A 23,632-nucleotide genomic window follows, 5' to 3' on the forward strand; every position below is an offset into this window, starting at 1 on the left:
CCCCTCTGCGGAAGCTCTGAGTTCGCTGTGCGCACGCCTCCCGTGCCGCCGTGTCGCCGACTCCCGCTCCCCGCCCCGCCGTTCCGCGCCCCGGTGATCGTTGTTACCGTGCACCGGTGTCCGATTCCTCACGCGATACCGCGGCGGGTGCCGGCTGGGGCGACGCCGAACGGGGCGCCTACCGGCACCTGGTGCCGGAGCGGGTCGAGAAGATCTCCTGGCTGAATCCGCGGCTGCTGTGGGCCGCCCGCAACGGCGTGCTGGCCTCCTGGTTCGGCGATCCCACGGGCCGCACCCGCGACCGGTGGGTGGCGCAGCGCGCCGCGGCCGGGGCGCCCGCCGACAAGGTGATCCTGCGCGACGACCCCGACCGCTTCTCCTTCATGGTGCTCGGCGACACGGGCGAGGGCGACGAGCCCCAGTACGCCGTCGTGCCCGGCTTCCTGACGGTAGGTCAGGGAACGGCGTTCGCGGTCGTCGCCAGCGACGTGATCTACCCGGTGGGCAGCGCCGACGACTACGACACCAAGTTCTTCCGGCCGTACCGGGACTACCCCGCGCCGATCTACGCCGTCCCCGGCAACCACGACTGGTACGAGGACCTCGGCGCCTTCATGCGGGTGTTCTGCGACGACGCCCCGCCCCTGCCCGCCGAGCCCGCGCCGCGCGCCCCCGGCCGGGCGTGGCTGCGCTCCCTGCTGTGGCACCGGCCCCGCCCCGGCGACGGCCGGCACCTCGACGCGGCCCGCGCGCAGCGTTCCGCGCCCGGCCAACGGGCCGTGCAGCCGGGGCCGTACTGGGCGATCGACGCGGGCCCCGTGCGCATCGTGGGCATCGACACCGGCCTCCTCGGCACCCTCGACGCCGCGCAGGGCGCCTGGCTGCGCGAGGTGTCCCTCGGCCCGCGGCCGAAGATCCTCGTCACCGGCTCACCCCTGTACGTGGACGGCGAGCACCACCCCTGCGCGATCGAGGGCGGCGGCACCGTCGACGAGATCGTCCGCGACCCGGCGCACCGCTACGTGCTCGCCATCGGCGGCGACATCCACAACTACCAGCGCTACCCCGTGCGGTTGGCCGACGGCCGCACGCTCCAGTACGTCGTCGCGGGCGGCGGCGGCGCGTTCACCCACGCCACGCACACCATTCCCCGGGTCGACGTCGGCGGGGTCGGCGAGGACGACTTCCGCTGCTATCCGCTGCGCGGCGACTCCCTGGCGTTCTACAGCCGCCTCTACGGCCGCCGGCTGCGCCTGCGCGGCTTCTTCACGCTCACCGAGGACGAGGCCGCCGCGGTGATCGCGCGGCGGCTGGGCGTCGAACCCGCCCGCGCCCCGGCTCCCGGGACCCGGGTCACCCGGCGGACCCGGCTGGTGGCGAGCCTGCTGGGCGCGGGCCGGCGCCCCGACCGCGGGGCCCGGTTCCGGCTGCCGGTGCGCAAGATCTACACGCAGGTCTTCTCCCCCGGCTCGGCCACGTTCAGCCCGCCGTTCTTCAAGTGCTTCCTGCGCCTGGACGTCTCCCCCGAGGCGGTGCGGCTGCGCTGCCACGCCGCGACGGGCAACCGCGCCCAGGAGACCGAACCGCCGGTGGAGGACGAGGTGCTCATACCGCTGGCCTGACGGCCGTGTCCCGGGCGCTGCCGCCGCACGTGCGGCCCCGGGCCCGGCGGGCCCGCCCGCGCGCTTCACACCGCCGTCATGATCGGACCGTACGATCGACGGCGAACGACCTGAACGGCACGCGCGCCTGTGCCGTGGACGATGGAGGAGCCCGTGCCGTCCACCCCCCGCCCGCTGCGCAAGCTGGGCTTCCTGACCATCGGCCTGTTCGACGAGGCCGACCCGCGCCGCGGGCACGAGACCACGCTGGAGATCATCGAGCTCGGCGAGCGGCTCGGCTTCGACAGCGCCTGGCTGCGCCACCGGCACCTGCAGTACGGCATCTCCTCACCGGTGGCCGTCCTCGCGGCGGCCTCGCAGCGCACCCGGCGCATCGAGCTGGGCACCGCGGTGACGCCGCTCGGCTGGGAGAACCCGCTGCGGCTCGCGGAGGACCTGGCCACCGTCGACATCCTGTCCGGCGGCCGTCTCAACCCGGGCGTCAGCGTGGGCCCGCCGATGCACTACGACCGGGTCCGGGACGCGCTGTACCCGGAAACCGCCGACGCCGAGGACTTCTCCTACGAGCGGGTGCGGCGGCTGCTGGCGTTCGTGCGCGGCGAGCCCGCCAGCGCGTTCCGCGGGACCGAGGGCTTCGAGGTGTTCTCCGACCGGGTCCAGCCGCACGCGCCGGGCCTGGGCGGGCGGATCTGGTACGGCGGCGGCAGCCTCGGCTCCGCGCGCTGGGCGGGCGAGCACGGCATGAACCTCCTGACGAGCAGCGTCGTCAAGGCCGAGGCCCCGGACGGTCCCTGGGACTTCGCCGAGATCCAGCTCTCCCTGGTGCGCGCCTTCCGGGCCGCCCACCCCGACGGCGAGGCGGCCCGGGTGTCGCAGGGGCTGGTGGTCATCCCGACCGACTCGGCCACGCCCGCACAGCGCGCCAAGTACGAGGAGTACGCCGCCCGGCGCCTGCCGAGGACGACCGCCCCGCAGGGCCCGGGGCGGCTGCTGTTCGCACCGGACCTGGTGGGCCCCTCCGCGCAGATCGCCGAACGGCTCCACGCCCACGCGGCGTTCCGCGAGATCGACGAGGTCGCCTTCGCCCTGCCGTTCACCTTCGAGCACGAGGACTACGTGCAGATCCTCACCGACATGGCCACGGTGCTGGGCCCGGCCCTGGGCTGGAAGCCGGCGGACGGCTAGGCCGTGTCGTTCGGATCAGCCCGATACGGACCGACGGCGCCTTGCGACCCCGGGGTGATCCGAAAGACACGGCCCAGTCGCGGAGCATCCGTGTCATGGGGCGGGCGGCACGCGCGTGGCCTGCTTGACCCGCCGGGCCGCCCCTTGCACAGTCGGCACGCGGGAGCGTGACGGCCCGCCTCCCGTTGCCGCCGGCCCCCCGACCTGGGGCGTGGACGGCCCCGACCCCCAGGAGTGGCTGGTCCGATGGTCCTCGACCTGCTGGTGATCGGTACGGCCATCACCTTGGGACCCCTGCACAACAGCGCCTTCATCCTGCTGCTCTCCGCGCGGCGCGGCGTCCGGCTGGGCCTGGCGTTCCTGTTGTCGTGGCTGGCCAACCTGGTCGCCGTGGTCGCCGTCGTGGTGCTGCTGACCGGCGGTCAGCCCCCGGCCCGGCACAGCGCGCCCTCGACCGCCGGGGTCGCCGCGAAACTCGCCATCGGTCTGGCGCTGGTGCTGTACGGCGCGCACCGGCGGCGCCGCCCGCCCCGCCCGCACGGCCCACCGCGCTGGTCCGCCCGGATCGACAACGCCTCCTGGGTCTCGGCAGCCGGCCTGGCCTGGCTGCTGCAGCCCTGGGCACTGGTCGGCGCCGGCGCCGCCACGGTGCTGGAGGCGCACCTGTCCACCGCGGGCGACTGGCTCTCGCTGACCGGGTACTGCCTGCTGGCCACCCTCAGCCTCATCGTCATGGAGATGTACGCGGTCTGGGCGCCCGCGGCCGCGGGGGCCCGGCTGGACGCCCTGCGGGCCTGGCTCGCCCGGCACCAGGAGCAGCTCGTCGTCACCCTCTGCCTCCTCGCCGGCCTGTGGCTGACCGGCGCGAGCATCTTCGAGCTGGTCAGCTGACGTCGGTGCGGCGCAGCGGCGGCGGGGTCCAGTCGCCGGTGAGGGCGGCCTGCCGGGGCCAGTACAGGCGCAGGAAGACGTTGAAGCTGCCCGCGGGCGCCGGGAGCCAGTTGCTCTCGCGGTCCGGCCCCGGGTTGTCGTGCTGGACGTAGATGTCCAGGGAGCCGTCGGGGTTGGTGCGCATCCCGCTGCGGTCCCCGATCGCGTACCGGTCCAGGGGGTTGGCGGCGAAGAGCTGGCGGTCGTTCATCATGGTCAGGGACCAGAAGCCGTCGACGGGCGGGGTCGTCCCGGCGTCGAAGTGCAGGACGTAGGGGTGGGCGCCGTCCAGGGGCCGGCCGTCGGCGTCGGTGGTGGCGTGCGGGTAGAGGGCGTCGGCGTCCAGGTTGGCCCCGTACCCGAACCGGGTGATGACCGCGCGCTTGGCGTAGTCGGTGCCGTAGTCCCCGAGGCCCCGGTGCACGGTCCAGCCGCCCGCGTTGGCGGACTCCGCCCGGGCGAGCAGGTCGCGCAGGGTCTCCGGGCCGCGCCGCGCGCCCGCGTCGAGGGCGGCGAGCTCCTCGGCGGACAGGTCGTCCAGGCTCGCGCCGGGCGCGATGCCGAGTTTCGCGAGGCGGCCCAGGACGGTCGCGTCGGCGGGGTCGGGAGGGTTGTCGACCATCGACCGGTTCAGCAGCGTGAAGTAGTCGCGGCCGCCGAGGGCGTGGACCTGGTCGACCGGCGGCGTCGTGGCGTCGGCCCCGGCCGGGACGGGCACGTCGGTGGGAGGGGAGTAGGCGTCGGGGTCGCCGGTCCACTCCGACAGGGGGATCAGGCGCGTGGCGTCCTGGAGCCGGTTGACGGCCGGGAAGTCCGACGGGCCGCTGGTCGCGTACCGGGCGATGATCCAGTTCACCGCGGTGGTCGACCGGAGCAGGGTCAGGCCGGGCGGGGTCGGCTGCGACCAGGACGGCCCGGCGATCAGGAACGGGCCGGCGGACGCGCCGTGGGTGCGCCGGCCCACGACGGCGCAGACGTCGGACCAGGCGTCCAGGATCGGGACCATCCAGAAGCGGTCGCCGAACTCGGGCAGGGTCAGCACCAGGGGCTGGTCGGACAGGTCGAGCCAGGCACTGGAGTACAGGGTGTCGGCGTTCGGCGAGACGACCTCGGTGAAGTCGGCGTCCGGTGTGGTGCGCATGTAGCAGAACTGGTTGACCGGGGCCTTGCGGCGCCCGTCGTCCCGGGCCGGGACCGCCGTCATGGCCGCCTTCGTCAGGGCCGCGGTGACCAGCGGGTACCCGTAGATCCAGGCCTCCGTGGCCAGTTCCTCCAGCGACTCGTCCGTCATGGGCTTCTCCCAGGTGTCCGGCGTTCCGTCCGGGCCCGACGCTACGAGCGCCACCGGGCGCCCGCGCGGCGAGTCCGCCGAATGGGTGACGCGGCCGCGGGCCGGCAGCCCGGGCAGGGGGGACGGAGGACGGTCTGCTCGGTCCGCCGGGGAGGCGGCGGAGCCCCGGGCGTCACCGCCCGGGTCCGGTGCCCGGTTGATCGGTCCCGCCCGCGTCACGGAGGCTGGGGGCGTACGACACCGTCAAGGGAAGGCCGCTCGTGATCAGCATCCCCACGCACACGCTCGACGACGGCACGACGATCCCGGCCGTGGGCCTCGGCACCTGGCCGATGGACGACGCCGAGGCGGAACGGGCGGTCGCCGAGGCGCTCGGCCTGGGCTACCGCCTGGTGGACACGGCGACGAACTACCGCAACGAGACCGGGGTGGGACGCGGCCTCGCGCACGCGGGCGTGGACCGCGAGGAGATCGTCGTGACGACCAAGCTCCCGGGCCGCCACCACGGCTACGAGGAGACCCTCGCCTCCTTCGAGGAGTCGCGCCGTCGCCTCGGCGTCGACCACGTCGACCTGTACCTGATCCACTGGCCGCTCCCCCGGGTCGACCGGTACGTCGACTCCTGGCGGGCCATGATCAAGCTGCGCGAGGAGGGCCTGGTCCGCTCCATCGGCGTCTCCAACTTCACCCCCGGGCACATCGAGCGGCTGGAGAAGGAGACCGGTGTGCTGCCCTCGGTCAACCAGATCGAGCTGCACCCGCTCTTCCCGCAGGACGCGCTGCGCGCCTTCCACGCCGCCAAGGGCATCGTCACCGAGAGCTGGAGCCCGCTGGGCCGGGGCTCGGAACTGCTGGAGGACCCGGCGGTCGTGTCCGTCGCCGAGGCGCACGGCGTGACGCCGGCCCAGGCGGTCCTGCGCTGGCACGTCCAGCTCGGCGCCCTGCCCATCCCGAAGTCGGCCGACCCCGGGCGGCAGCGGGCCAACCTGGACGTGTTCGCCTTCGAGCTGGACGCCGACCAGATGGCGGCGATCGGCGGGCGCGCCCACCGGCGGCTGGGCGGGGACCCCGAGACCCACGAGGAGTTCTGACCGACGCCACGGGCCCCGGACCGGTCGCCGCCCTCAGGCGCGGTGGGCCCGCACCGCGGCCAGTGCGCGGTCCGCGTGGGTGTTCATGCGCAGCTCGCTGCGCACCACCTCCAGGACGGTGCGGTCCGGCCCGATCACGAAGGTGACCCGCTTGGTGGGCGCCAGGGAGAAGCCCCGCTTCACACCGAACCGCTCCCGGACCGCGCCGTCCTCGTCGGACAGCAGCGGCATGCCGAGGGCGTGGAGACCGGCGAACTCCTGCTGGCGGTCGACGCGGTCCCCGCTGATGCCGACCGGGCGCGCGCCCGCCTCGGCGAACTCGGCGGCCAGGTCACGGAAGTGGCAGGCCTCGGCGGTGCAGCCCGGGGTGAGCGCGGCCGGGTAGAAGAACAGCACCACCGGCCCGTCGGCGAGCAGCTCGGACAGCGTGCGCACGGTGCCCGTCTCGTCGGGCAGGGCGAAGTCCTCGACGCGGTCGCCCACCCGCGGCGCCCGGGTCACGACCGGCGCTCCGCGCCCGCCGCGACGCCCCGCGCCCACAGCACGAGCGGCACCTGCAGCGGCAGCCGCCCGAACGCGGCGGCCTTCTGCGGGGTGGGGCGGTCGCGCCAGTCCAGCGCCATCTTCACGTTGGCCGGGAACACCCCGGCGAAGAACGCCGCGGTGGCCAGCGCCGCACCGCGCCGGGTGCGCGGCAGCGCGAGACCGGCCGCCAGCGCCAGCTCGGCGGCGCCGCTGGCGTAGGTCCAGGCGCGGGGCGTGCCCGGCAGGGCCTTCGGCACGATCGCGTCGAACGGGCGGGGGGAGGCGAAGTGGGCGGCGCCGGCGACGGCCAGCAGGCCGGCGAGCAGCAGGGGTGAGCGTTCGGACCGTGACACGGTTCCTCCTCGGACGACCAGGCGCGCGATATTACTGGACGGTACGCACGCCGTGGGCGTCGGCCCCCTGCCGCCGGCTCAGCGGACCTCGTCGACCGTCCGGTGAGGCACGGGAGGTGCCCGGCCACCGTGTCACGTCCGGTGCCGGGGCCTACTGCAGCGGCTGGGTGAAGCGCAGCAGGTTGCCCGCCGGGTCGCGGAACGCGCAGTCGCGCATGCCGTAGGGCTGGTCCATCGGCTCCTGCAGCACCTCGGCGCCCGCGCCGCTGATGCGCTCGAAGGTCGCGTCGCAGTCGTGCGTGGTGAAGATGACGCCCCGCAGCAGCCCCTTGGCCATCAGCTCGGCCATCGTGCGCCGGTCGTCAGGCGAGGCGTTGGGATCGGCGAGGGGCGGCTCCAGGACGATGTTCACGTCCGGCTGCTCGGGCGACCCGACGGTCACCCAGCGCATGCCCTCGAACCCGACGTCGTTGCGCACCTCGAGACCGAGCACGTCCCGGTAGAAGGCGATGGCCGCGTCGGGGTCGTCGACGGCGATGAAGCACTGGGAAAGCTTGATGTCCATGCCGCTCACGCTACGGCGCGGCGGGCCGGTGTGCTTCTCCGTTCCTGACCGGACGCGTGTGGATCTTGGCGATGCACGCGGGGATGGCGGCGCCCACCTCGTGGTCGCGGGCCCGGTAGGCGCTCGGGCTCTCGCCGACCAGCTCGGTGAACCGCGAGCTGAACGACCCCAGCGACGTACAGCCCACCGCGAAGCAGACCTCGGTCACCGTCAGGTCGCCGCGCCGCAGGAGGGCCTTGGCCCGCTCGATGCGGCGGGTCATGAGATAGCTGTACGGCGTCTCGCCGTAGGCGGTGCGGAAGCTGCGGGAGAAGTGGCCCGGGGACATCAGCGCCTCGCGCGCGAGCGCCGCGACGTCGAGCGGCTGCTCGTAGTCGCGGTCCATCCGGTCGCGGGCCCGCCGCAGCCGGACGAGGTCGTCGAGGCTCTGCCGTTTCACCCCCCGAGTCTCCCACGGCGCCGCCGGCGGGACCCGCCGCGCGGCCCGATCCGGCCGGACCGGTCAGGAACGGAGAAGCGCCGGCCGCGGCGGCGCTCCTAGCGTGGTCGGCATGGAGTTCATCGTGCAGTGGACCTTCCTCCCCCACGACGACCCCGACGACGCGCTGGCCTTCTACCGCGACGCCCTCGGCTTCGAGGTGCGCGCCGACGTCGGCAGCGGTGCGCGGCGCCGGATCACGGTCGGTCCCCCGGGGGGCGGCGGAACGGCGATCGTGCTGGAGCCGCCGGGCGCCACGCACGGCGTCACCGACGAGGAGCGCCGCACCATCGCCGAGATGATGGCCAAGGGCACCTACGCCCGGATCACCCTGGCCACCGACGACCTGGACGCCGCCTTCCGCCGGCTCCGGGCCCGCGGCGCCGAGGTGGTCCGGGAGCCGGCCGAGCAGCCGTACGGCGTCCGGGACTGCGCGTTCCGCGACCCCGCGGGCAACCTCGTCCGCATCACCGAGCTCGGCGTCGACACCCCGTGCATCGACCTGCTGCCCGGATGAGCACTGGCCATACTGCTCGACAAGCTGATCGGATCGGGCGCGGCGACGCCGGACGGAGCGCGGGGGCGGCCCCGCCCACGGAGGGAGACACACGATGAGCACGACCGCGAGGACGACGGGGACCAAGAGGAGCGCCGGGACCACGGGGGCCGGGCGGGCGGCGAAGGGCCCGCGGGCCGCGGGGGCCACGGCCGGGCCGTCCGCGGCGCACGTGGCCGACAGCCACGACCTGATCCGGGTGCACGGCGCGCGCGAGAACAACCTCAGGGACGTCAGCGTGGAGATCCCCAAACGCCGGCTGACCGTGTTCACCGGGGTCTCCGGGTCCGGGAAGAGCTCGCTGGTCTTCGACACCATCGCCGCCGAGTCCCAGCGGCTGATCAACGAGACGTACAGCGCCTTCGTCCAGGGCTTCATGCCGACGCTGGCGCGGCCCGAGGTCGACGTGCTGGACGGGCTCACCACGGTGATCACCGTGGACCAGCAGCGGATGGGCGCCGACCCCCGCTCGACGGTGGGCACCGCCACCGACGCCAACGCGATGCTGCGGATCCTGTTCAGCCGGCTCGGGCGGCCGCACATCGGCGGGCCGAAGGCGTTCTCGTTCAACGTGGCGTCGATCAGCGGGGCCGGCGCCGTCACCGTCGAGCGCGGCGGGCAGAAGGTGAAGGAGCGGCGCAGCTTCAGCATCACCGGCGGGATGTGTCCGCGCTGCGAGGGCCGGGGCGCCGTCACCGACCTGGACCTCGCCCAGCTCTACGACGACTCCAAGTCGCTGAACGAGGGCGCGCTGACGGTGCCCGGCTACAAATCGGGCGGCTGGAACTACCGGCTGTACACCGAGTCGGGCCTGGTCGACCCGGACAAGCCGATCCGCGCGTACACCAAGCGGGAGCTGCAGGACTTCCTGTACCGCGAGCCGACCCGCATGAAGATCGCGGGCATCAACATGACGTACGAGGGGCTGGTCCCGCGCATCCAGAAGTCGATGCTCGCCAAGGACAAGGAGGCGATGCAGCCGCACATCCGCGAGTTCGTGGACCGCGCGGTCACCTTCACCACCTGCCCGGACTGCGAGGGCACCCGGCTCACCGCGGCGGCCCGTTCCTCGAAGATCGGGGGCGTCAGCATCGCCGACGCCTGCGCGATGCAGATCAGCGACCTGGCCGCCTGGGTGCGCGGGCTCGACGAGCCGTCGGTGGCGCCGCTGCTGACCGCGCTGGGGCAGACCCTGGACTCGTTCGTGGAGATCGGCCTCGGCTACCTCTCGCTGGACCGTCCCGCGGGCACGCTGTCCGGCGGCGAGGCGCAGCGCACGAAGATGATCCGGCACCTGGGCTCCTCGCTCACCGACGTCACGTACGTCTTCGACGAGCCGACCACCGGGCTGCACCCGCACGACATCCAGCGCATGAACGACCTGCTGCTGCGGCTGCGCGACAAGGGCAACACCGTGCTCGTGGTGGAGCACAAGCCGGAGGTCGTCGCGATCGCCGACCACGTGGTCGACCTGGGCCCGGGCGCGGGCACGGCGGGCGGCACCGTCTGCTTCGAGGGCACCGTCGAGGGGCTGCGCGGCAGCGGCACGGTCACCGGCCGCCACTTCGACGACCGGGCCGCGCTGAAGGACACCGTGCGCGAGCCCACCGGGACGCTGGAGATCCGCGGCGCGAACGCCCACAACCTGCGCGACGTCGACGTCGACCTGCCGCTCGGCGTGCTCTGCGTGATCACCGGCGTGGCGGGCTCCGGCAAGAGCTCGCTCGTGCGCGGCTCGATCCCCGCTGCGCAGGGCGTGGTCCACGTGGACCAGACGCCGATCCGCGGCTCGCGGCGCAGCAACCCGGCCACGTACACCGGGCTGCTCGAACCGATCCGCAAGGCGTTCGCCAAGGCCAACGGCGTCAAGCCGGCCCTGTTCAGCGCCAACTCCGAGGGCGCCTGCCCCACCTGCAACGGGGCCGGCGTCATCTACACCGACCTGGCGATGATGGCGGGCGTCTCCACCACCTGCGAGGAGTGCGAGGGCAAGCGGTTCGACGCGTCGGTGCTGGAGTACCACCTCGGTGGCCGGGACATCAGCGAGGTGCTCGCGATGTCGGTGACCGAGGCGGAGGAGTTCTTCGGCAGCGGCGAGGCGCGCACCCCGGCCGCGCACGCGGTCCTCGGCCGGCTCGTCGACGTCGGCCTCGGCTACCTCACCCTCGGCCAGCCCCTGACCACCCTGTCGGGCGGCGAGCGGCAGCGCCTGAAGCTGGCCACGCACATGGCCGACAAGGGCGGCGTCTACGTCCTCGACGAGCCGACCGCGGGTCTGCACCTCGCCGACGTCGAGCAACTGCTGGGCCTGCTCGACCGGCTCGTGGACGCGGGCAAGTCCGTCATCGTCGTGGAGCACCACCAGGCGGTGATGGCCCACGCCGACTGGATCGTCGACCTCGGCCCCGGCGCCGGCCACGACGGCGGCCGCATCGTCTTCGAGGGCACCCCGACGGACCTGGTGGCCTCCCGCACGACCCTGACAGGAGAACACCTGGCGGCGTACGTGGGGCGGTGACGCGGGGCGTTGTCAGTGGCGTCGCCTACGGTGAGCCCGCTTCGTCGATCAAGGGCGGAAGGATGGCGCGATGGGCGCGAGCGACTGGGACTACGTGGTCCCCTGCGCGGGCAGCGTGGAGGACTCCCTGCGGGCCCTGCACGCCGAGGAGTTCGCCCGGCAGTACGGCGGCGACGACGCGTACGCCAGCATCGAGGACCTGTGGGCGGACGACGAGTTCATGGGCAACGAGGGCACCCACTCGATCCTCGACATCCGGACGGTCGTCGCCACCGCCGAGCCGCCGGCGGACCACCGCTCGGAGGACTACTTCACCCTGCGCCCGCTCGGCCGGGACCGCGTGCTCCACCACTTCGGCACCGAGCGGCCGACGCGCGAGCAGTACCAGGAGGTGTTCGCGCGCGGCTGGTCCGCCCCGTGGCCACGGCCGGAGCCCACGCTCCAGGACGAGTGCGCCATGCGGTGGACCGGCCGGTACGTGGTGCTCTTCACCGACGGCCGGCCCACCCACCTGGGGGTGTTCGGGTCCTCGGGCGACTGACGCCCGTTCAGGGGAAACCGTCCCGCGGCGGGCGTGGCGGGGCGTGGGGGTGTCGACATGTGAGCCGTGGACCTGCCGCTGATCGCCCCCATGCTCGCCACCCCCGGCACGCTGCCGCCGCCCGGTCAGGACGAGCGGTGGGCCTACGAGACCAAACAGGACGGTCAGCGGGCCGTGGTGTACCTGACCGGGGACGGCGGGCTGGTGCTGCGGTCCCGTTCGGGGGACGACATCACCGGCGCCTATCCGGAGCTGGGGCCGCTGGGGGCCGCGCTCGGCCGGACGGCCGCCGTGCTGGACGGTGAGGTGCTGGCGCTGGACGCGCAGGGGCGGGCCGACTTCCAGCTCCTCCAGTCCAGGATGGGGCTCGCCCACGCGCCCGCCCGCGCGGCCCGGCTCGCGGCGCGTGCGCCGGTGCACCTGGTGCTGTTCGACGCCCTGCACCTGGGCGGCCGCTCGCTGCTGCGGCTGCCCTACGTCCGGCGCCGGGCGGAGCTGCTCGCGCTGGGCCTGGACGGCCCCCTGTGGTCGACCCCCGCCGCGCTCGTCGGGCACGGCCGAGAGGCCCTGGAGGCCACGCGTGCGCACGGCGTGGAGGGGCTGGTGTGCAAGCGGCTGGACTCGGTGTACGAGCCGGGTGTGCGCTCCCGCAACTGGATCAAGATCCGCAACATGCGCGGGGTGGACGTCCTGGTCGGCGGCTGGTCCCTCGGCCGGGGCCGGCTGACCGGGACGTTCGGCGCCCTGCTGGTCGGACAGCGCGCCGGGACGGCCCTGCGCTACGTCGGCAGCGTCGGCACCGGCTGGAGCGAGGCCGAGCGCGCCCGCACGGCCGGGCTGCTGCGGGACCTGGCGACGGACACCTGCCCCTTCGACCCGGTCCCGCCGGCGCCGGGCGCGCACTGGGTGGTGCCCCGGCTGGTCGGCGAGGTCCGGCACAGCACCCGTACCCGGGCGGGCATGCTGCGCCAGCCGTCGTGGCTGCGGCTGCGCCCGGACCTCGCCCCGGAGGAGTCGGCGGCGGACCTGCCGGAGGAGTTCGCCTGACGCGACGTCAGACCTCTGGGCAGGCGGGCCGCGCGGGAAATATTGGGCTGCGCTTCACCGCCGATACGCCTGCGACCCCTTGGCACCGATGGGAAACGCCGGGAAGCTGAACTGCCGAACTTCCCTTCCCCCCACAGCCGTTGGGCTGCGCCCGGACTCGAGGAGGACGCAGTGGCGTCACCGTCGTTCACGGCACACCGCAGGAGGTGGCTCACCGGACTCGCCGGTGCCGCCGCGCTCGTGCTGGCCGTCCCCACCGTCGCCTGGGCCGCACCGCCGCCGGCCCTGCCGTCCAACGCCGAGGCGGCCGAACTGACGTACCAGCCGGCGTTCGACTACGACACCGACGGCTGCTACTCCACACCGGCCATCGGCCCCGACGGCACGGTCAACGGCGGCCTGAACCCGACCGGCGCGCTCAACGGCAACTGCCGGGACGCCTCCGACCTGGACAACACCAACAGCTACTCGCGCTACAAGTGCAACAACGGCTGGTGCGCCTACCTGTACGGCCTGTACTTCGAGAAGGACCAGGCGCTCGCGGGCACCAGCATCGGCGGGCACCGGCACGACTGGGAGCACGTCGTGGTGTGGGTGCAGAGCGGCCAGGTGAAGTACGTCTCGACGTCCAACCACGGGTCGTTCACCGTGCACGACGCCTCCACGGTCCGCTTCGAGGGCACGCACGCGAAGATCGTCTACCACAAGGACGGCATCAGCACCCACTGCTTCCGCCTGGCGAACTCCAACGACGAGCCGCCGGAGAACCACAAGCACACCTGGCAGTACCCGCCGCTGGTCGGCTGGAACGGCTACCCGGCGGGCCTGCGCGACAAGTTGAGCTCCTACGACTTCGGCAGCGCCAACTTCGGCCTGAAGGACGCGAGCTTCGCCTCGCACCTGTCGTCGGCGAAGCCGTCGGGGATCCCCTTCGATCCGAACGCCTGACCCGGGCGCCCCTCGCGGGACGTGTCACCCACAGGTCCCGCGAGGGTCTATCGTGTCCCGCATGTCCGTTCCCGAAGTGATCCGGATCGTCTCCCGCGACTCACCCATGGCACTGGCCCAAGTGGAGCGGGTGCGTACGGAGTTGGCCGCCCTGTACCCGTCCGTGCGCACCGAGGTCGTGCCTGTGCGGACGACCGGCGACAAGTGGCTGGGCGACCTGTCCCAGGTGGAGGGCAAGGGCGCCTTCACCAAGGAGGTCGACGCCGCGCTGCTGGCCGGTGAGGCGGACCTCGCGGTGCACTGCGTCAAGGACGTGCCGGCGGACCGGCCGCTGCCCGCGGGCACGGTGTTCGCCGCGTTCCTCAAGCGCGACGACATCCGCGACGCGCTGGTCCACCCGGGCGGACTGACCCTGGACGAGCTGCCGGCCGGCACCCGCGTGGGCACCTCCTCGGTGCGCCGGGTGGCCCAGCTCGCGGCCACGCACCCGCACCTGGACTGCGTGCCGTTCCGCGGCAACGCCAACCGGCGGCTGGAGAAGCTGGCGGCCGGGGAGGCGGACGCGCTGCTGCTGGCCGTGTCGGGACTGGAGCGCATCGGCCGCACCGACGTGATCAGCGAGGTGCTGTCGCCGGAGGCGATGATGCCGCCGATCGGCGCGGGCATCCTGGCCCTGCAGTGCCGGGAGGGCGACAGCGACCTGATCGACGCGGTCAGCGCGCTCGGCGATCGCGCGACCCACCGGGAGGCGGCCGCGGAGCGCATGTTCCTGCACGTCCTCCAGGGCCACTGCAACAGCCCGATCGCGGGTTACGCGCGCGTGGACCGCACCGGCGAACTGTCCCTGCGCGCCTGCGTGTTCACCCCCGACGGCAAGACCCGGCTGAACGCCCACGAATGGGCCGGCGCGCTGGACCCGGCCACGCTGGGCACGTCGGTCGCGGTGGCGCTGCTGCGGCAGGGCGCCCGGCACATCATCGACGGCATCCCGCACTGACGGCCGCGGCCACCGGCCTGTTCAGGCGGTGCCCTCCTCGGCCTGCCGGCGCAGGAAGCTGCTCACCTGGTGGGCCAGGACCTCGTGCGTGGTGGCGCCGGCGGGGGCCCAGGCACCCTCGTCGCACAGGCCGAGCCCACCGGTCCACAGCCGGCGGTCGGCCCAGTCGTCGTCGACGCGCACCTGGACCTGCACGTCCACCTGGCCGAGCGCGCCCTCCGGCCCGGCGGCGAACAGCACCGCGGTGACGCGGCGCAGCGGGTAGACGTCGAAGCCCTCGATGAACTGGCTGTTGCGCCAGTCGACGAACGCGCTCTCCCCCTCGGTGCCGACCCGCACGTCGATCTGCCCGTCCTCGAGGTGGACGGTGAAGCGCCGTTCGCCGCGGTTCTCGACGGTGATCCGCAGCCGGAAGTACGTCAGTCCCTCGGCGGCGTCGTCGCGTCCGCGCGGGGGCTCGGCCCGCTCGAGTCCGTGGACGCGCAGACGCAGACCGGCATGCTCGTCGTACTCCTGCCAGTCCCCGACCACGTTCGGCTCGTACACAATCCACCTCTCGACGTCCGTCGGCTGCTTCCTATCCGTGGGCCGAGCGGACTGTCAAATGAGCAGAATGCGCTGTGGCCTGGGCAATCGACCCGTTTGATCGCTGATCAAGCCGTGCGCTGGAGGAACTCGCCCGCGCCGCGCCGAGGGGCGTGCGCGGGCGTGCCGCACATCACGTCGCCAGGCCAAGATCAGCGGGCGAGCCGGCCGAGGAGGGAGGAGGCCGCGGCGATGCCGAGCGCGGCGGCCACGACGAGGACGCCCGAGTCGAGCGGGAGGCGCGCGGGCGTGCCGAGCAGGAGCCCGCGCAGGGCCTCCACTTCGTAGCTGAGCGGGTTGACCCTGCTGACGGCCTGGAGCCAGCCCGGCATGACGGAGACCGGGTAGAGGGCGTTGGAGGCGAAGAACAGCGGCATGGTGATGGCCTGTCCGAAGCCCATCAGCCGGTCGCGGCTGAGGACGATGCCGGCGATGGTCATCGACAGGCAGGAGAAGAAGGCCGAGCCGAGGACGACGATCGCGGCGACACCGAGCAGCTTCAGCGGGTTCCAGGTGAGCGCGACGCCGAGCACGGCCGCGATGACGACGACCACCACGGCCTGGATCACAGACTTCACCCCGGCCGCGAACGCCTTGCCGGTGATGAGCGCCGAGCGCGGGGTCGGCGTCACCAGCAGCTTGTCGAGGACGCCGGCGTCCCGCTCCCCGATGATGTGGATGCCGTAGAAGATGGCGATGAACATCGCGGACTGGGCGATGATCCCGGGCGCCAGGTAGTCGATGTAGGGGATGCCGCCGGTGGGGATGGCCCGGATGCGGGTGAAGGTCTGGCCGAAGACCAGCAGCCACAGGGCGGGCTGGACGGCGCGGGTGTACAGCTCGGTGCGGTCGTGGCGCAGCTTCTGCAGTTCGACGGCGCACATCGCGGCGATGCGGGCCGGCACCAGCCGCCGGCCGGAGCGCGGCTCGGGCGGCCGCAGGAGCAGGCCGATGCCGTGGTCGTCGGCGCGGTCCCGCGCGCCGTGGGCGGGGTCAGCCGAGGCGCCGGGCGGTGCGGCGGGTGCTTCGGACATCGCGGAAGTCTCCTGACTGGTCGTCGAGGCCGCTGCCGGCGACGTCCCGGAAGACGTCCTCCAGGGTGGGCAGGGCGTCGTTGCCGTGGCGTTCGGCGAGGCCGCGGCGCAGCGCGGCGGGGGTGCCGAGGGCACGTACCCGGCCGCGGTGCATGAGGGCGACCCGTTCGGCGCGTTCGCGGCGGGGCACGTCGAAGACGCGGGCGAACAGGGTGACGTTCTCCCGGCCGGTGAGGTGGGCGTCCGCGGAGAGCTGCTGCGGGACGTAGCCGAGCAGGCGGCGCGCGGCCATGCGGTCGTGGGCGGCGTCGTGGCCGAAGACGGCGACCCGGCCGGCGGGGACCGGCAGCAGGGTGGTGATGCAGCGGATGGCGGTGGTCCTGCCCGCGCCGTTCGGGCCGAGGAGTCCGAAGACCTCGCCGTCGCGGACGGCCAGGTCGAGTCCGTCGACGGCGCGGCTGTCACCGAAGGCGTAGGTGAGGCGGTCGCAGCGGACCGCGTCGGGTGTGCGCCGGCTGCCGTGGCCGTGCTGGGTGCCCCGGGTCATGCCCCCTCCCCCGGCTCCCCGGCGTCCCCGGTCCCGTCGGGCTCCAGGGGCTCCTCGTGCAGGCTGACGGCGAGGGAGCGCAGCGCGGGCAGGGCGGCGCGCAGGGCGTCCCGGTCCGCGGCGTCGAGCCGGGCGACGTGGCGGGCGACGAGCGCGGCGCGCCGCTCCTGCCAGGCGTGCAGCCGGGCCTGCGCGGCCTCGGTGAGCCGCAGCCGGGCGGCGCGCCGGTCGGCCGGGTCCGTCTCGCGCACCAGGTAGCCGCCGCGGACGAGCTGGTTGACGAGCGTGGACACCGAGTTCCCGGCGAGGAACAGCTCCTTGGCGGCGTCCGACACGCCGATGCCGGGCCGGTTCTCGACCAGCCGCAGCAGTTCGACCTCGGCGCCGCGCAGGCGGGGCGCGGTCAGCCCGGCGCGCAGCCGGCGCCGGAGCAGTCGCTGGACGCCGACGAGGGCGTCGGCGAGCTCTTCGGGGAAGGTCTCCTGGTCCACGGGCGCGGATTAGCTCTGCAGCAGAGATGACGACCACCAAGGGAACGTCAAAGAGAGCCGTCGCGGAGGACCGACCGGGGCCCGACGAGCGCCCGGCGGCAGCCGGCACGGGCCCCGTCACCCCGGTGGAGCAATACCGGCATTTGGTTTCATATCACCCCGATGGGGGAATGATGACCGCAGTGCTTCGGACAGGAGGCACATGCGCGGGACCCCTCCGGACCCGCGATGGTCCGTCCACCCGGCACTTCGCTGAGGGAGGGACGCGCATGCGTACCACCGTCAGGACCCGTCAGCACCCGCACGACGACGCCCCCGACACGGGCGCCGACTTCCTCCGCCTGTCCCGCCTGCCCGACGGCCCCGAGCGCAAGGCGCTGCGGGACGACCTCGTTCGGGCGTGGCTGCCGATGGCCGAGCGCATCGCCGTCCGCTTCCGTGGCCGCGGCGAGAGCACCGAGGACCTCTACCAGGTGGCCGCGCTGGGCCTGGTCAAGGCCGTCGACCACTACGACCCCGGGCGCGGCCGCGCCTTCGAGGCGTACGCCGTGCCCACGATCACCGGCGAGATCAAGCGCCACTTCCGTGACCACATGTGGACCCTGCACGTGCCCCGTCGGGTCCAGGACCTGCGCAACCGCGTCCGGCACGCCCTCAAGGACCTCTCCGCCACCACGCCGGGCCGCGCGCCCACCGTGGCGGAGATCGCCGCGTACGCCCAGCTCAGTGAGGACGAGGTGCGCACCGGCATGGAGGCGCTGGAGTGCTTCTCCACCCTGTCGCTGGAGGCCGAGCTGCCGGGCACCGACGGGTACGCCCTGGAGGACGCGCTCGGCGAGCGCGACCCGGGCTACGACACGGTCGTGGACCGGGTGGCCGTCGCACCGTGCCTGCGCTCCCTGCCGGAGCGCGAACGGACCATCCTCTACCTGCGCTTCTTCGGCGGGATGACCCAGAGCCGGATCGCGGAGCAACTGGGTATCTCGCAGATGCACGTCTCGCGGCTGCTGAGCGGCTGCTTCGCCCAGGTGCGGCAGGACGTGCTCGCCGACAAGCGGTGACGCGGGGCGGGTCGGCGCGTCCGGGTTCAGCCGCCGCAACTGTTGCAGTCCCGCAGGCGCGTCGGGTCGGATCACCCGCGCGGCGGACGCTGGGTGCCGTTGCCTGTCCCTTTGGTGCCGTCGGCCCTCTCGGCGGGCGCTCCGGGCGGATCGCGCCCGACACTGGAAGAGTTCCCCGTTGCGGCGACAGATCAGGACGCGAGGGCGATGAACGACCACTCCACCACAGCCCCCGGCAGCGCCGGGGTCGTCTCCACGCACTCCGTCTTCGGCGCCCCCTGCTGGGTGAGCCTGACCAGCCGCGACCTGGAGGCGACGCAGGACTTCTACGGCGCCGTGCTCGGCTGGCGGTGGCGCCAGGCGCAGCTCGGCGAGCGGTTCCGCATCGCGCTCGTGGACGACGTGCCCGTGGCGGGCATCGCCGCCGTCGCCACGATGTGGCAGGTGGCGGTCGCCTGGACGCCGTACTTCGCGGTGCCGAGCGCGGACGACGCGGCGTCGCGGGTGCGCGAGCGGGGCGGCACCACGGCGGTGGGGCCGATCTCCCTGCCGCCGGGCCGGGCGGCGCTGCTGGCCGACCCGGACGGCGCGGCCTTCGGGGTGTGGGAGGGCCCGCTGATCAGCAACTGGGAGTCCTGGCGGCGCGCGGCGCCCGCCTTCGTCCGGCTGCGCAGCCGTGACGCCTTCGCCTCCGCGATCTTCTACGGGCAGATCCTCGACTGGGCGTCGGACGTGCCCGGCTGCTGCGAGGTGCACTACGAGGGCGACGAGGTGGTGCTGCGCAGCAACGGTGACGTGGTCGCCCGGATCGTGTCCGGCGCCCTGGAGGCGGCCCCCGATCCGAGGGTGCGGCCGCACTGGCAGGTGCACTTCGCCGTGTCCGACGTGACCGCCTGCGCGCGGACGGCGGAGCGGCACGGCGGCAGCGTGCTGGACCTCACCGCGGACGAGGCGGTACTGCGGGACCCCGACGGGGCCCAGTTCACGGTGACGTCGGGTTCGCGGCGCTGAACCCCGCCCGCACGGACGCGGCGCGAGGACGGCCGGCCGGGCAGGTCCCGGCCGGCCGTCCTGGTGCGTCCGCCCGTCCGGGCGTCACTCCCCCTTCGGGGATCGCGCCTTCCGGGCGGGCCGGGACAGCACCATCAGGCTGCGGTCCGTCACCCGCACCCGGGCGTCGGCCTTGTACTCGACCTCGTCCGGGCCGCCGTCCGGCTCCGCGGTGTCGACGCACACCGTCCAGCGCTCCCCGTACGCGGCCCCCGGCAGCCGGAACGTCACCGGCTCCCAGAAGCCGTTGATCAGCAGCAGGAAGGAGTCGTCGACGACCGGCCGGCCGCGCCGGTCCAGCTCGGCGATGGCGTCGCCGTTGAGGAAGGCGGCCAGGCAGTGCGCGTCCGGCTCCTGCCAGTCGACCTCGCTCATCTCGCGCCCGTCGGGCAGCAGCCACACCAGGTCGGGCAGGCGCTGGTCGGCGTCCAGGACCGTCTCGCCGAGGAAGAACCGGCGCCGGCGCAGCACCGGGTGGGCGGAGCGCAGCGCGAGCAGCCGGCGGGTGAAGTCGGCGAGGCCCCGCTGCTCGTCGGTCAGCGCCCAGTCGATCCAGGAGACCTCGTTGTCCTGGCAGTAGGCGTTGTTGTTGCCGTGCTGGGTGCGGCCGAGCTCGTCGCCGTGGCAGAGCATCGGGATGCCCTGCGACAGCAGCAGCGTGGCGAGGAAGTTGCGCTGCTGGCGGGCACGCAGGCCGAGCACGGCCGGGTCGTCGGTCTCACCCTCCACGCCGCAGTTCCAGGACCGGTTGTGGCTCTCGCCGTCCTGGTTGTCCTCGCCGTTGGCCTCGTTGTGCTTGTCGTTGTACGAGACGAGGTCGCGCAGCGTGAACCCGTCGTGCGCGGTGACGAAGTTGACGCTGGCGCGCGGCCGGCGCCGGCTGTGCTGGTAGAGGTCGGAGGAACCGGTCAGGCGCGAGGCGAACTCGCCGAGCGCGCCCGGCTCCCCGCGCCAGAAGTCCCGTACGGCGTCCCGGTAGGGGCCGTTCCACTCCGACCACAGGGGCGGGAAGTTGCCCACCTGGTAGCCGCCCTCGCCCACGTCCCAGGGCTCGGCGATCAGCTTGACGCGGCTGATCACCGGGTCCTGCTGGATGAGGTCGAAGAACGCCGACAGCCGGTCCACCTCGTGGAACTGCCGGGCCAGGGTGGCCGCGAGGTCGAAGCGGAAGCCGTCGACGTGCATCTCGGTCACCCAGTACCGCAGCGAGTCCATGATGAGCTGGAGCACGTACGGGTGGCGCATCAGCAGGCTGTTGCCGGTGCCGGTGGTGTCGTAGTAATGGGACCAGTCGCCGTCCACCAGGCGGTAGTACGAGGCGTTGTCGATGCCCCGGAAGGACAGCGTGGGACCCCTCTCGTTGCCCTCGGCCGTGTGGTTGTAGACCACGTCGAGGATCACCTCGAGGCCGGCCTCGTGCAGCGCCTTGACCATCGCCTTGAACTCGTCGACCTGCCCGCCGCGGGCGCCGTGGGCGGCGTAGGCGTTGTGCGGGGCGAAGAAGCCGATCGTGTTGTAGCCCCAGTAGTTGGACAGGCCCCGGTCGAGGAGCACACCGTCCTGGACGTACTGGTGGACCGGCATCAGTTCGACCGCGGTGACGCCCAGCGAGGTCAGGTGCCCGATCACCGCCGGGTGCGCCAGGCCGGCGTACGTGCCGCGCAGTTCGGGCGGGACGTCCGGGTGGGTGCGGGTCAGCCCGCGCACGTGCGCCTCGTAGATGACCGTGTCGGCGTAGGGGTGCCGCGGCGGCCGGTCGTCGCCCCAGTCGAACGCGGGGTCGGTGACCACGCCGAGGAGGGTGTGCCCGGCGCTGTCGGCCGGGTCGGGGCGGTCGCCGGCCCGCTCGAAGAGCGACGGGTGGTTGTCGACCTGCCCGTCCACCGCCCGGGCGTACGGGTCGAGCAGCAGCTTCGCCGGGTTGCAGCGGTTGCCCGCCGACGGGGCCCAGGGGCCGTGCACCCGGTAGCCGTAGCGCTGGCCGGGGCCGACGCCGGGCACGTAGCCGTGCCAGACGAAGCCGTCGACCTCGGTCAGCGGTACGGTCCGGGCCGGGCCGGAGTCGTCCACGAGGACCAGCTCGACGCGCTCGGCGACCTCGCTGAACAGCGCGAAGTTGGTGCCGTCGCCGTCGAACTCGGCCCCCAGCGGGTAGGGGTGCCCGCTCCACACGGGCACCCCTGCGTTGCGTGCGCGCCTGCGCGTCACCGCGCCTCCCCCGCCGCCGCGGGAGCGGCCAGCACGGCCACCGGGACCGCCCGGGGCACCTGGAGCCCCTCGCGGAGGCTGGGCGAGGGCGCGACCGGCACCAGCGGGACGCGCTCCCCGGCGCGGGCCCGCTGCGAGAACCAGATGACGTTCCCGCCGCCGACGGTGGCGCAGCACCCCCAGCCGTCGCTCATCTCGGCGATGTGCTCCAGGCAGGAGCGCAGGTCCTGGTCCGGGCGCAGGTCGCTGTCGTGGTCCCCGACGGCCGTGATGAGGTGCTGGCCGTTCCACCACATCTCGATCGACGTGTGCTTGTCGGTGGCGTGCTCGTCGATGGCCTGCAGCAGCATCTCGGCGCCGTTGCAGACGGGCTCCACCAACGTGTCGAGGTCCCAGAACCGGAGGTGAGCGGCCAGGATGCGCCTGACCTGTCCGACCCGTTCGGGGCTGACTTCCACGTCGAGGTGGTAGTAGCAGGGCACTGCGGTCTTCATCTCTGTGGCTCCTCACCGCGAGGCTCTCGATCCGGGAACGCCCGGGTGGGCGGAGGGTTTCACACGGAGCGTGAGCACTGTTCGCTTCTGAGTCACCTCCACAGTGGGGGTCTTGCTCCATTCGTGCAACACGAGCACGCCACTGGGGCGAACGAGGTGGTTGAAGAACCAACAAGACGCGGCGTCATGGTCCGTGCACCATGAGTAGCCATGGAACCTCGCGAGCCTCGCCAGGCGGACGGCGGCGTCATGCTGCTGCCCTCGAAGGCCGAAGTCACCCGGCAGTTGCGGCGGTACCGGACGTGGGAGCGGATGATGCTCGCGTCCCCCGCCGACCGGGCCGTGCGCACGGCGTTCGAGGACTCCGGCTACACCCTGTGCGTGCTGATGGGCAAGCGGTGCGCACGCGAGGCCGCGGACGCCGCCGAGCACTTCCTCGGCCCGCTCGGGACGGCTGCTCTCCCCCAGGAGCCGGCCCTCGTGGACACGGCCGTCCATTGACCCGGCCCGGCCGTCCGCCGACCAGGCGTTCGCCGGACACCCGTACGGAGCCTTGAGGCCCCGTCCGGTGCAGGACCCCACCCGGGCCAGTCCCGGACCCGAACGCGAGCGGCGGAGGTGAGAGACCCATGAGTTCGACCCCGGCCATCGGCCGCATTCCCGTCCGGGACGTCCGGCCCGCGGTGGAGTGCGGCAGGCGCCCCGCGAAGGCGGTCGTCGGAGAAACGTTCCAGGTCACCGCGACGGTGTTCCGGGAAGGCCATGACGCCGTCGCCGCCAACGTCGTGCTGACCGGCCCCGACGGGCACCACGGCCCCTTCACGCCCCTGCGCGAGCTCGCCCCCGGCTCGGACCGCTGGGGCGCCGAGGTGACCCCGGACGCCGAGGGACGCTGGACCTACCGGGTGGAGGCCTGGAGCGACCCGGTCGCCACCTGGCGGCACACCGCCTGCGTCAAGATCCCCGCCGGCATCGACACCGGACTGGTCCTGGAGGAGGGCGCCGACCTGTACGAGCGGGCGGCGGCCGGGGTCCCCGAGGGACCGGACCGCGCCACGGTCCTCGAGGCGGCCGAGGCCCTGCGGGACGACGAACGGCCCGTCGCCGCCCGGCTGGCCGGGGCGCTGGTGCCCGAGGTGGCCGAGGTGCTGTCCCGGCACCCGCTGCGCGAGTTCGTCACCACGTCGGCGCCGCTGCCGCTGCTGGTGGAGCGGGAGCGGGCGCTGTTCGGGTCCTGGTACGAGTTCTTCCCGCGCTCGGAGGGCACGGCCGAGGAGCCGCACGGCACGTTCCGCACGGCCGCGCGCCGGCTGCCGGCGATCGCGGAGATGGGCTTCGACGTCGTCTACCTGCCGCCGATCCACCCCATCGGCACCACCTTCCGCAAGGGACCCAACAACGCGTTGAGCGCCACACCCGACGACGTGGGGGTGCCGTGGGCGATCGGGTCGCCGGAGGGCGGCCACGACGCGGTGCACCCGCGGCTGGGCACGCTGGAGGACTTCCGCTGGTTCG

General features: G+C 73.6%; 25 protein-coding genes. 14 read left to right on the forward strand and 11 right to left on the reverse strand.

The window, feature by feature from the left end:
* Nucleotides 1-116: 116 nt before the first annotated feature.
* The 3 genes from E4U92_RS33225 to E4U92_RS33235 all read left to right on the forward strand — a co-directional run bounded on the left by E4U92_RS33225 (nt 117) and on the right by E4U92_RS33235 (nt 3,698).
* The gene (locus E4U92_RS33225; RefSeq protein WP_137304147.1) at nt 117-1,622 is read left to right on the forward strand and encodes a metallophosphoesterase family protein; all 1,506 of its coding nucleotides are present in this window, start codon (nt 117-119) and stop codon (nt 1,620-1,622) included.
* A gap of 153 nt (nt 1,623-1,775) precedes the next feature.
* Nucleotides 1,776-2,807 (forward strand): LLM class flavin-dependent oxidoreductase, encoded by a 1,032-nt coding sequence (locus E4U92_RS33230; protein ID WP_137304148.1) that lies wholly within the window; start codon nt 1,776-1,778, stop codon nt 2,805-2,807.
* 246 nt (nt 2,808-3,053) lie between these two features.
* The gene (locus E4U92_RS33235; protein WP_137304149.1) at nt 3,054-3,698 is read left to right on the forward strand and encodes a GAP family protein; all 645 of its coding nucleotides are present in this window, start codon (nt 3,054-3,056) and stop codon (nt 3,696-3,698) included.
* Here the strand turns inward: E4U92_RS33235 and E4U92_RS33240 are convergent.
* A complete protein-coding gene (locus E4U92_RS33240) occupies nt 3,691-5,028 on the reverse strand; it encodes a DUF1254 domain-containing protein (RefSeq protein ID WP_137304150.1) in 1,338 nt (445 codons plus the stop codon). The genes E4U92_RS33235 and E4U92_RS33240 overlap by 8 nt on opposite strands.
* Nucleotides 5,029-5,288: 260 nt before the next feature.
* Here E4U92_RS33240 and E4U92_RS33245 point away from each other — a divergent pair, with 260 nt between their 5' ends.
* Entirely contained in the window at nt 5,289-6,119 is an 831-nt protein-coding gene (locus E4U92_RS33245) for an aldo/keto reductase (RefSeq protein ID WP_137304151.1), read from the forward strand.
* 33 nt (nt 6,120-6,152) lie between these two features.
* Here E4U92_RS33245 and E4U92_RS33250 read toward each other — a convergent pair whose 3' ends face one another.
* From E4U92_RS33250 to E4U92_RS33265, 4 genes are all read right to left on the reverse strand, one after another.
* Complete coding sequence (locus tag E4U92_RS33250; protein WP_137304152.1) at nt 6,153-6,620, reverse strand: peroxiredoxin; 468 nt, start codon at nt 6,618-6,620, stop codon at nt 6,153-6,155.
* Nucleotides 6,617-6,997 carry a DoxX family protein gene (locus E4U92_RS33255; protein ID WP_137304153.1) on the reverse strand — a complete coding sequence of 127 codons (381 nt, stop codon included), beginning with the start codon at nt 6,995-6,997 and terminating at the stop codon, nt 6,617-6,619. Before E4U92_RS33255 ends, E4U92_RS33250 begins: the two co-directional genes overlap by 4 nt.
* A gap of 151 nt (nt 6,998-7,148) precedes the next feature.
* Complete coding sequence (locus tag E4U92_RS33260; RefSeq protein ID WP_137304154.1) at nt 7,149-7,562, reverse strand: VOC family protein; 414 nt, start codon at nt 7,560-7,562, stop codon at nt 7,149-7,151.
* A 10-nt stretch (nt 7,563-7,572) separates the two neighbouring features.
* Nucleotides 7,573-7,947 (reverse strand): helix-turn-helix transcriptional regulator, encoded by a 375-nt coding sequence (locus E4U92_RS33265; protein WP_229862977.1) that lies wholly within the window; start codon nt 7,945-7,947, stop codon nt 7,573-7,575.
* 166 nt (nt 7,948-8,113) lie between these two features.
* Between E4U92_RS33265 and E4U92_RS33270 the strand changes: the two genes are divergently transcribed.
* The 6 genes from E4U92_RS33270 to hemC all read left to right on the forward strand — a co-directional run bounded on the left by E4U92_RS33270 (nt 8,114) and on the right by hemC (nt 14,647).
* The gene (locus tag E4U92_RS33270) at nt 8,114-8,557 is read left to right on the forward strand and encodes a VOC family protein (protein WP_137304156.1); all 444 of its coding nucleotides are present in this window, start codon (nt 8,114-8,116) and stop codon (nt 8,555-8,557) included.
* A 94-nt stretch (nt 8,558-8,651) separates the two neighbouring features.
* Nucleotides 8,652-11,114 carry an ATP-binding cassette domain-containing protein gene (locus E4U92_RS33275; RefSeq protein WP_229862873.1) on the forward strand — a complete coding sequence of 821 codons (2,463 nt, stop codon included), beginning with the start codon at nt 8,652-8,654 and terminating at the stop codon, nt 11,112-11,114.
* Nucleotides 11,115-11,184: 70 nt separating this feature from the next.
* Entirely contained in the window at nt 11,185-11,655 is a 471-nt protein-coding gene (locus E4U92_RS33280) for a hypothetical protein (protein WP_137304157.1), read from the forward strand.
* A 66-nt stretch (nt 11,656-11,721) separates the two neighbouring features.
* Complete coding sequence (locus E4U92_RS33285) at nt 11,722-12,702, forward strand: ATP-dependent DNA ligase (RefSeq protein WP_137304158.1); 981 nt, start codon at nt 11,722-11,724, stop codon at nt 12,700-12,702.
* A gap of 171 nt (nt 12,703-12,873) precedes the next feature.
* Entirely contained in the window at nt 12,874-13,650 is a 777-nt protein-coding gene (locus E4U92_RS33290; protein WP_137304159.1) for an NPP1 family protein, read from the forward strand.
* 61 nt (nt 13,651-13,711) lie between these two features.
* Nucleotides 13,712-14,647, forward strand: coding sequence for a hydroxymethylbilane synthase (hemC, locus tag E4U92_RS33295; RefSeq protein ID WP_137304160.1), 936 nt, complete (start codon nt 13,712-13,714; stop codon nt 14,645-14,647).
* A gap of 21 nt (nt 14,648-14,668) precedes the next feature.
* On the opposite strand, the gene E4U92_RS33300 is transcribed toward hemC, so the two are convergent.
* The 4 genes from E4U92_RS33300 to E4U92_RS33315 form a co-directional block, all read right to left on the reverse strand.
* Nucleotides 14,669-15,193, reverse strand: a complete 525-nt coding sequence (locus E4U92_RS33300; protein WP_137304161.1) for a hypothetical protein — start codon at nt 15,191-15,193, stop codon at nt 14,669-14,671.
* A gap of 191 nt (nt 15,194-15,384) precedes the next feature.
* Nucleotides 15,385-16,266: an ABC transporter permease gene (locus tag E4U92_RS33305; RefSeq protein ID WP_137304162.1), complete on the reverse strand. Its 882-nt coding sequence runs from the start codon at nt 16,264-16,266 to the stop codon at nt 15,385-15,387.
* Entirely contained in the window at nt 16,226-16,813 is a 588-nt protein-coding gene (locus E4U92_RS33310; protein WP_137304163.1) for an ATP-binding cassette domain-containing protein, read from the reverse strand. Before E4U92_RS33310 ends, E4U92_RS33305 begins: the two co-directional genes overlap by 41 nt.
* Complete coding sequence (locus E4U92_RS33315) at nt 16,810-17,304, reverse strand: MarR family winged helix-turn-helix transcriptional regulator (RefSeq protein WP_137304164.1); 495 nt, start codon at nt 17,302-17,304, stop codon at nt 16,810-16,812. The genes E4U92_RS33310 and E4U92_RS33315 overlap by 4 nt, the downstream gene beginning before the upstream one ends.
* A 269-nt stretch (nt 17,305-17,573) precedes the next feature.
* Here E4U92_RS33315 and E4U92_RS33320 point away from each other — a divergent pair, with 269 nt between their 5' ends.
* Complete coding sequence (locus E4U92_RS33320; RefSeq protein ID WP_137304165.1) at nt 17,574-18,365, forward strand: SigB/SigF/SigG family RNA polymerase sigma factor; 792 nt, start codon at nt 17,574-17,576, stop codon at nt 18,363-18,365.
* Between the two features lie 207 nt (nt 18,366-18,572).
* Nucleotides 18,573-19,376: a VOC family protein gene (locus E4U92_RS33325; RefSeq protein ID WP_137304166.1), complete on the forward strand. Its 804-nt coding sequence runs from the start codon at nt 18,573-18,575 to the stop codon at nt 19,374-19,376.
* An 84-nt stretch (nt 19,377-19,460) separates the two neighbouring features.
* Here the strand turns inward: E4U92_RS33325 and glgX are convergent, their stop codons facing one another.
* Together glgX and E4U92_RS33335 are read right to left on the reverse strand one after the other, a co-directional pair.
* Complete coding sequence (glgX, locus tag E4U92_RS33330) at nt 19,461-21,623, reverse strand: glycogen debranching protein GlgX (protein ID WP_174864130.1); 2,163 nt, start codon at nt 21,621-21,623, stop codon at nt 19,461-19,463.
* Nucleotides 21,620-22,117 (reverse strand): pep a2, encoded by a 498-nt coding sequence (locus tag E4U92_RS33335; protein ID WP_137304167.1) that lies wholly within the window; start codon nt 22,115-22,117, stop codon nt 21,620-21,622. The genes glgX and E4U92_RS33335 overlap by 4 nt, the downstream gene beginning before the upstream one ends.
* Nucleotides 22,118-22,366: 249 nt before the next feature.
* Here E4U92_RS33335 and E4U92_RS33340 point away from each other — a divergent pair, with 249 nt between their 5' ends.
* Nucleotides 22,367-22,618, forward strand: coding sequence for a DUF5133 domain-containing protein (locus E4U92_RS33340; protein WP_137304188.1), 252 nt, complete (start codon nt 22,367-22,369; stop codon nt 22,616-22,618).
* A gap of 128 nt (nt 22,619-22,746) precedes the next feature.
* The coding region (locus E4U92_RS33345) for a maltotransferase domain-containing protein (RefSeq protein WP_137304168.1) at nt 22,747-23,632 on the forward strand (886 nt) is incomplete at its 3' end.

The organism is Streptomyces galbus (assembly GCF_005280195.1).
GTDB lineage: Bacteria > Actinomycetota > Actinomycetes > Streptomycetales > Streptomycetaceae > Streptomyces > Streptomyces galbus.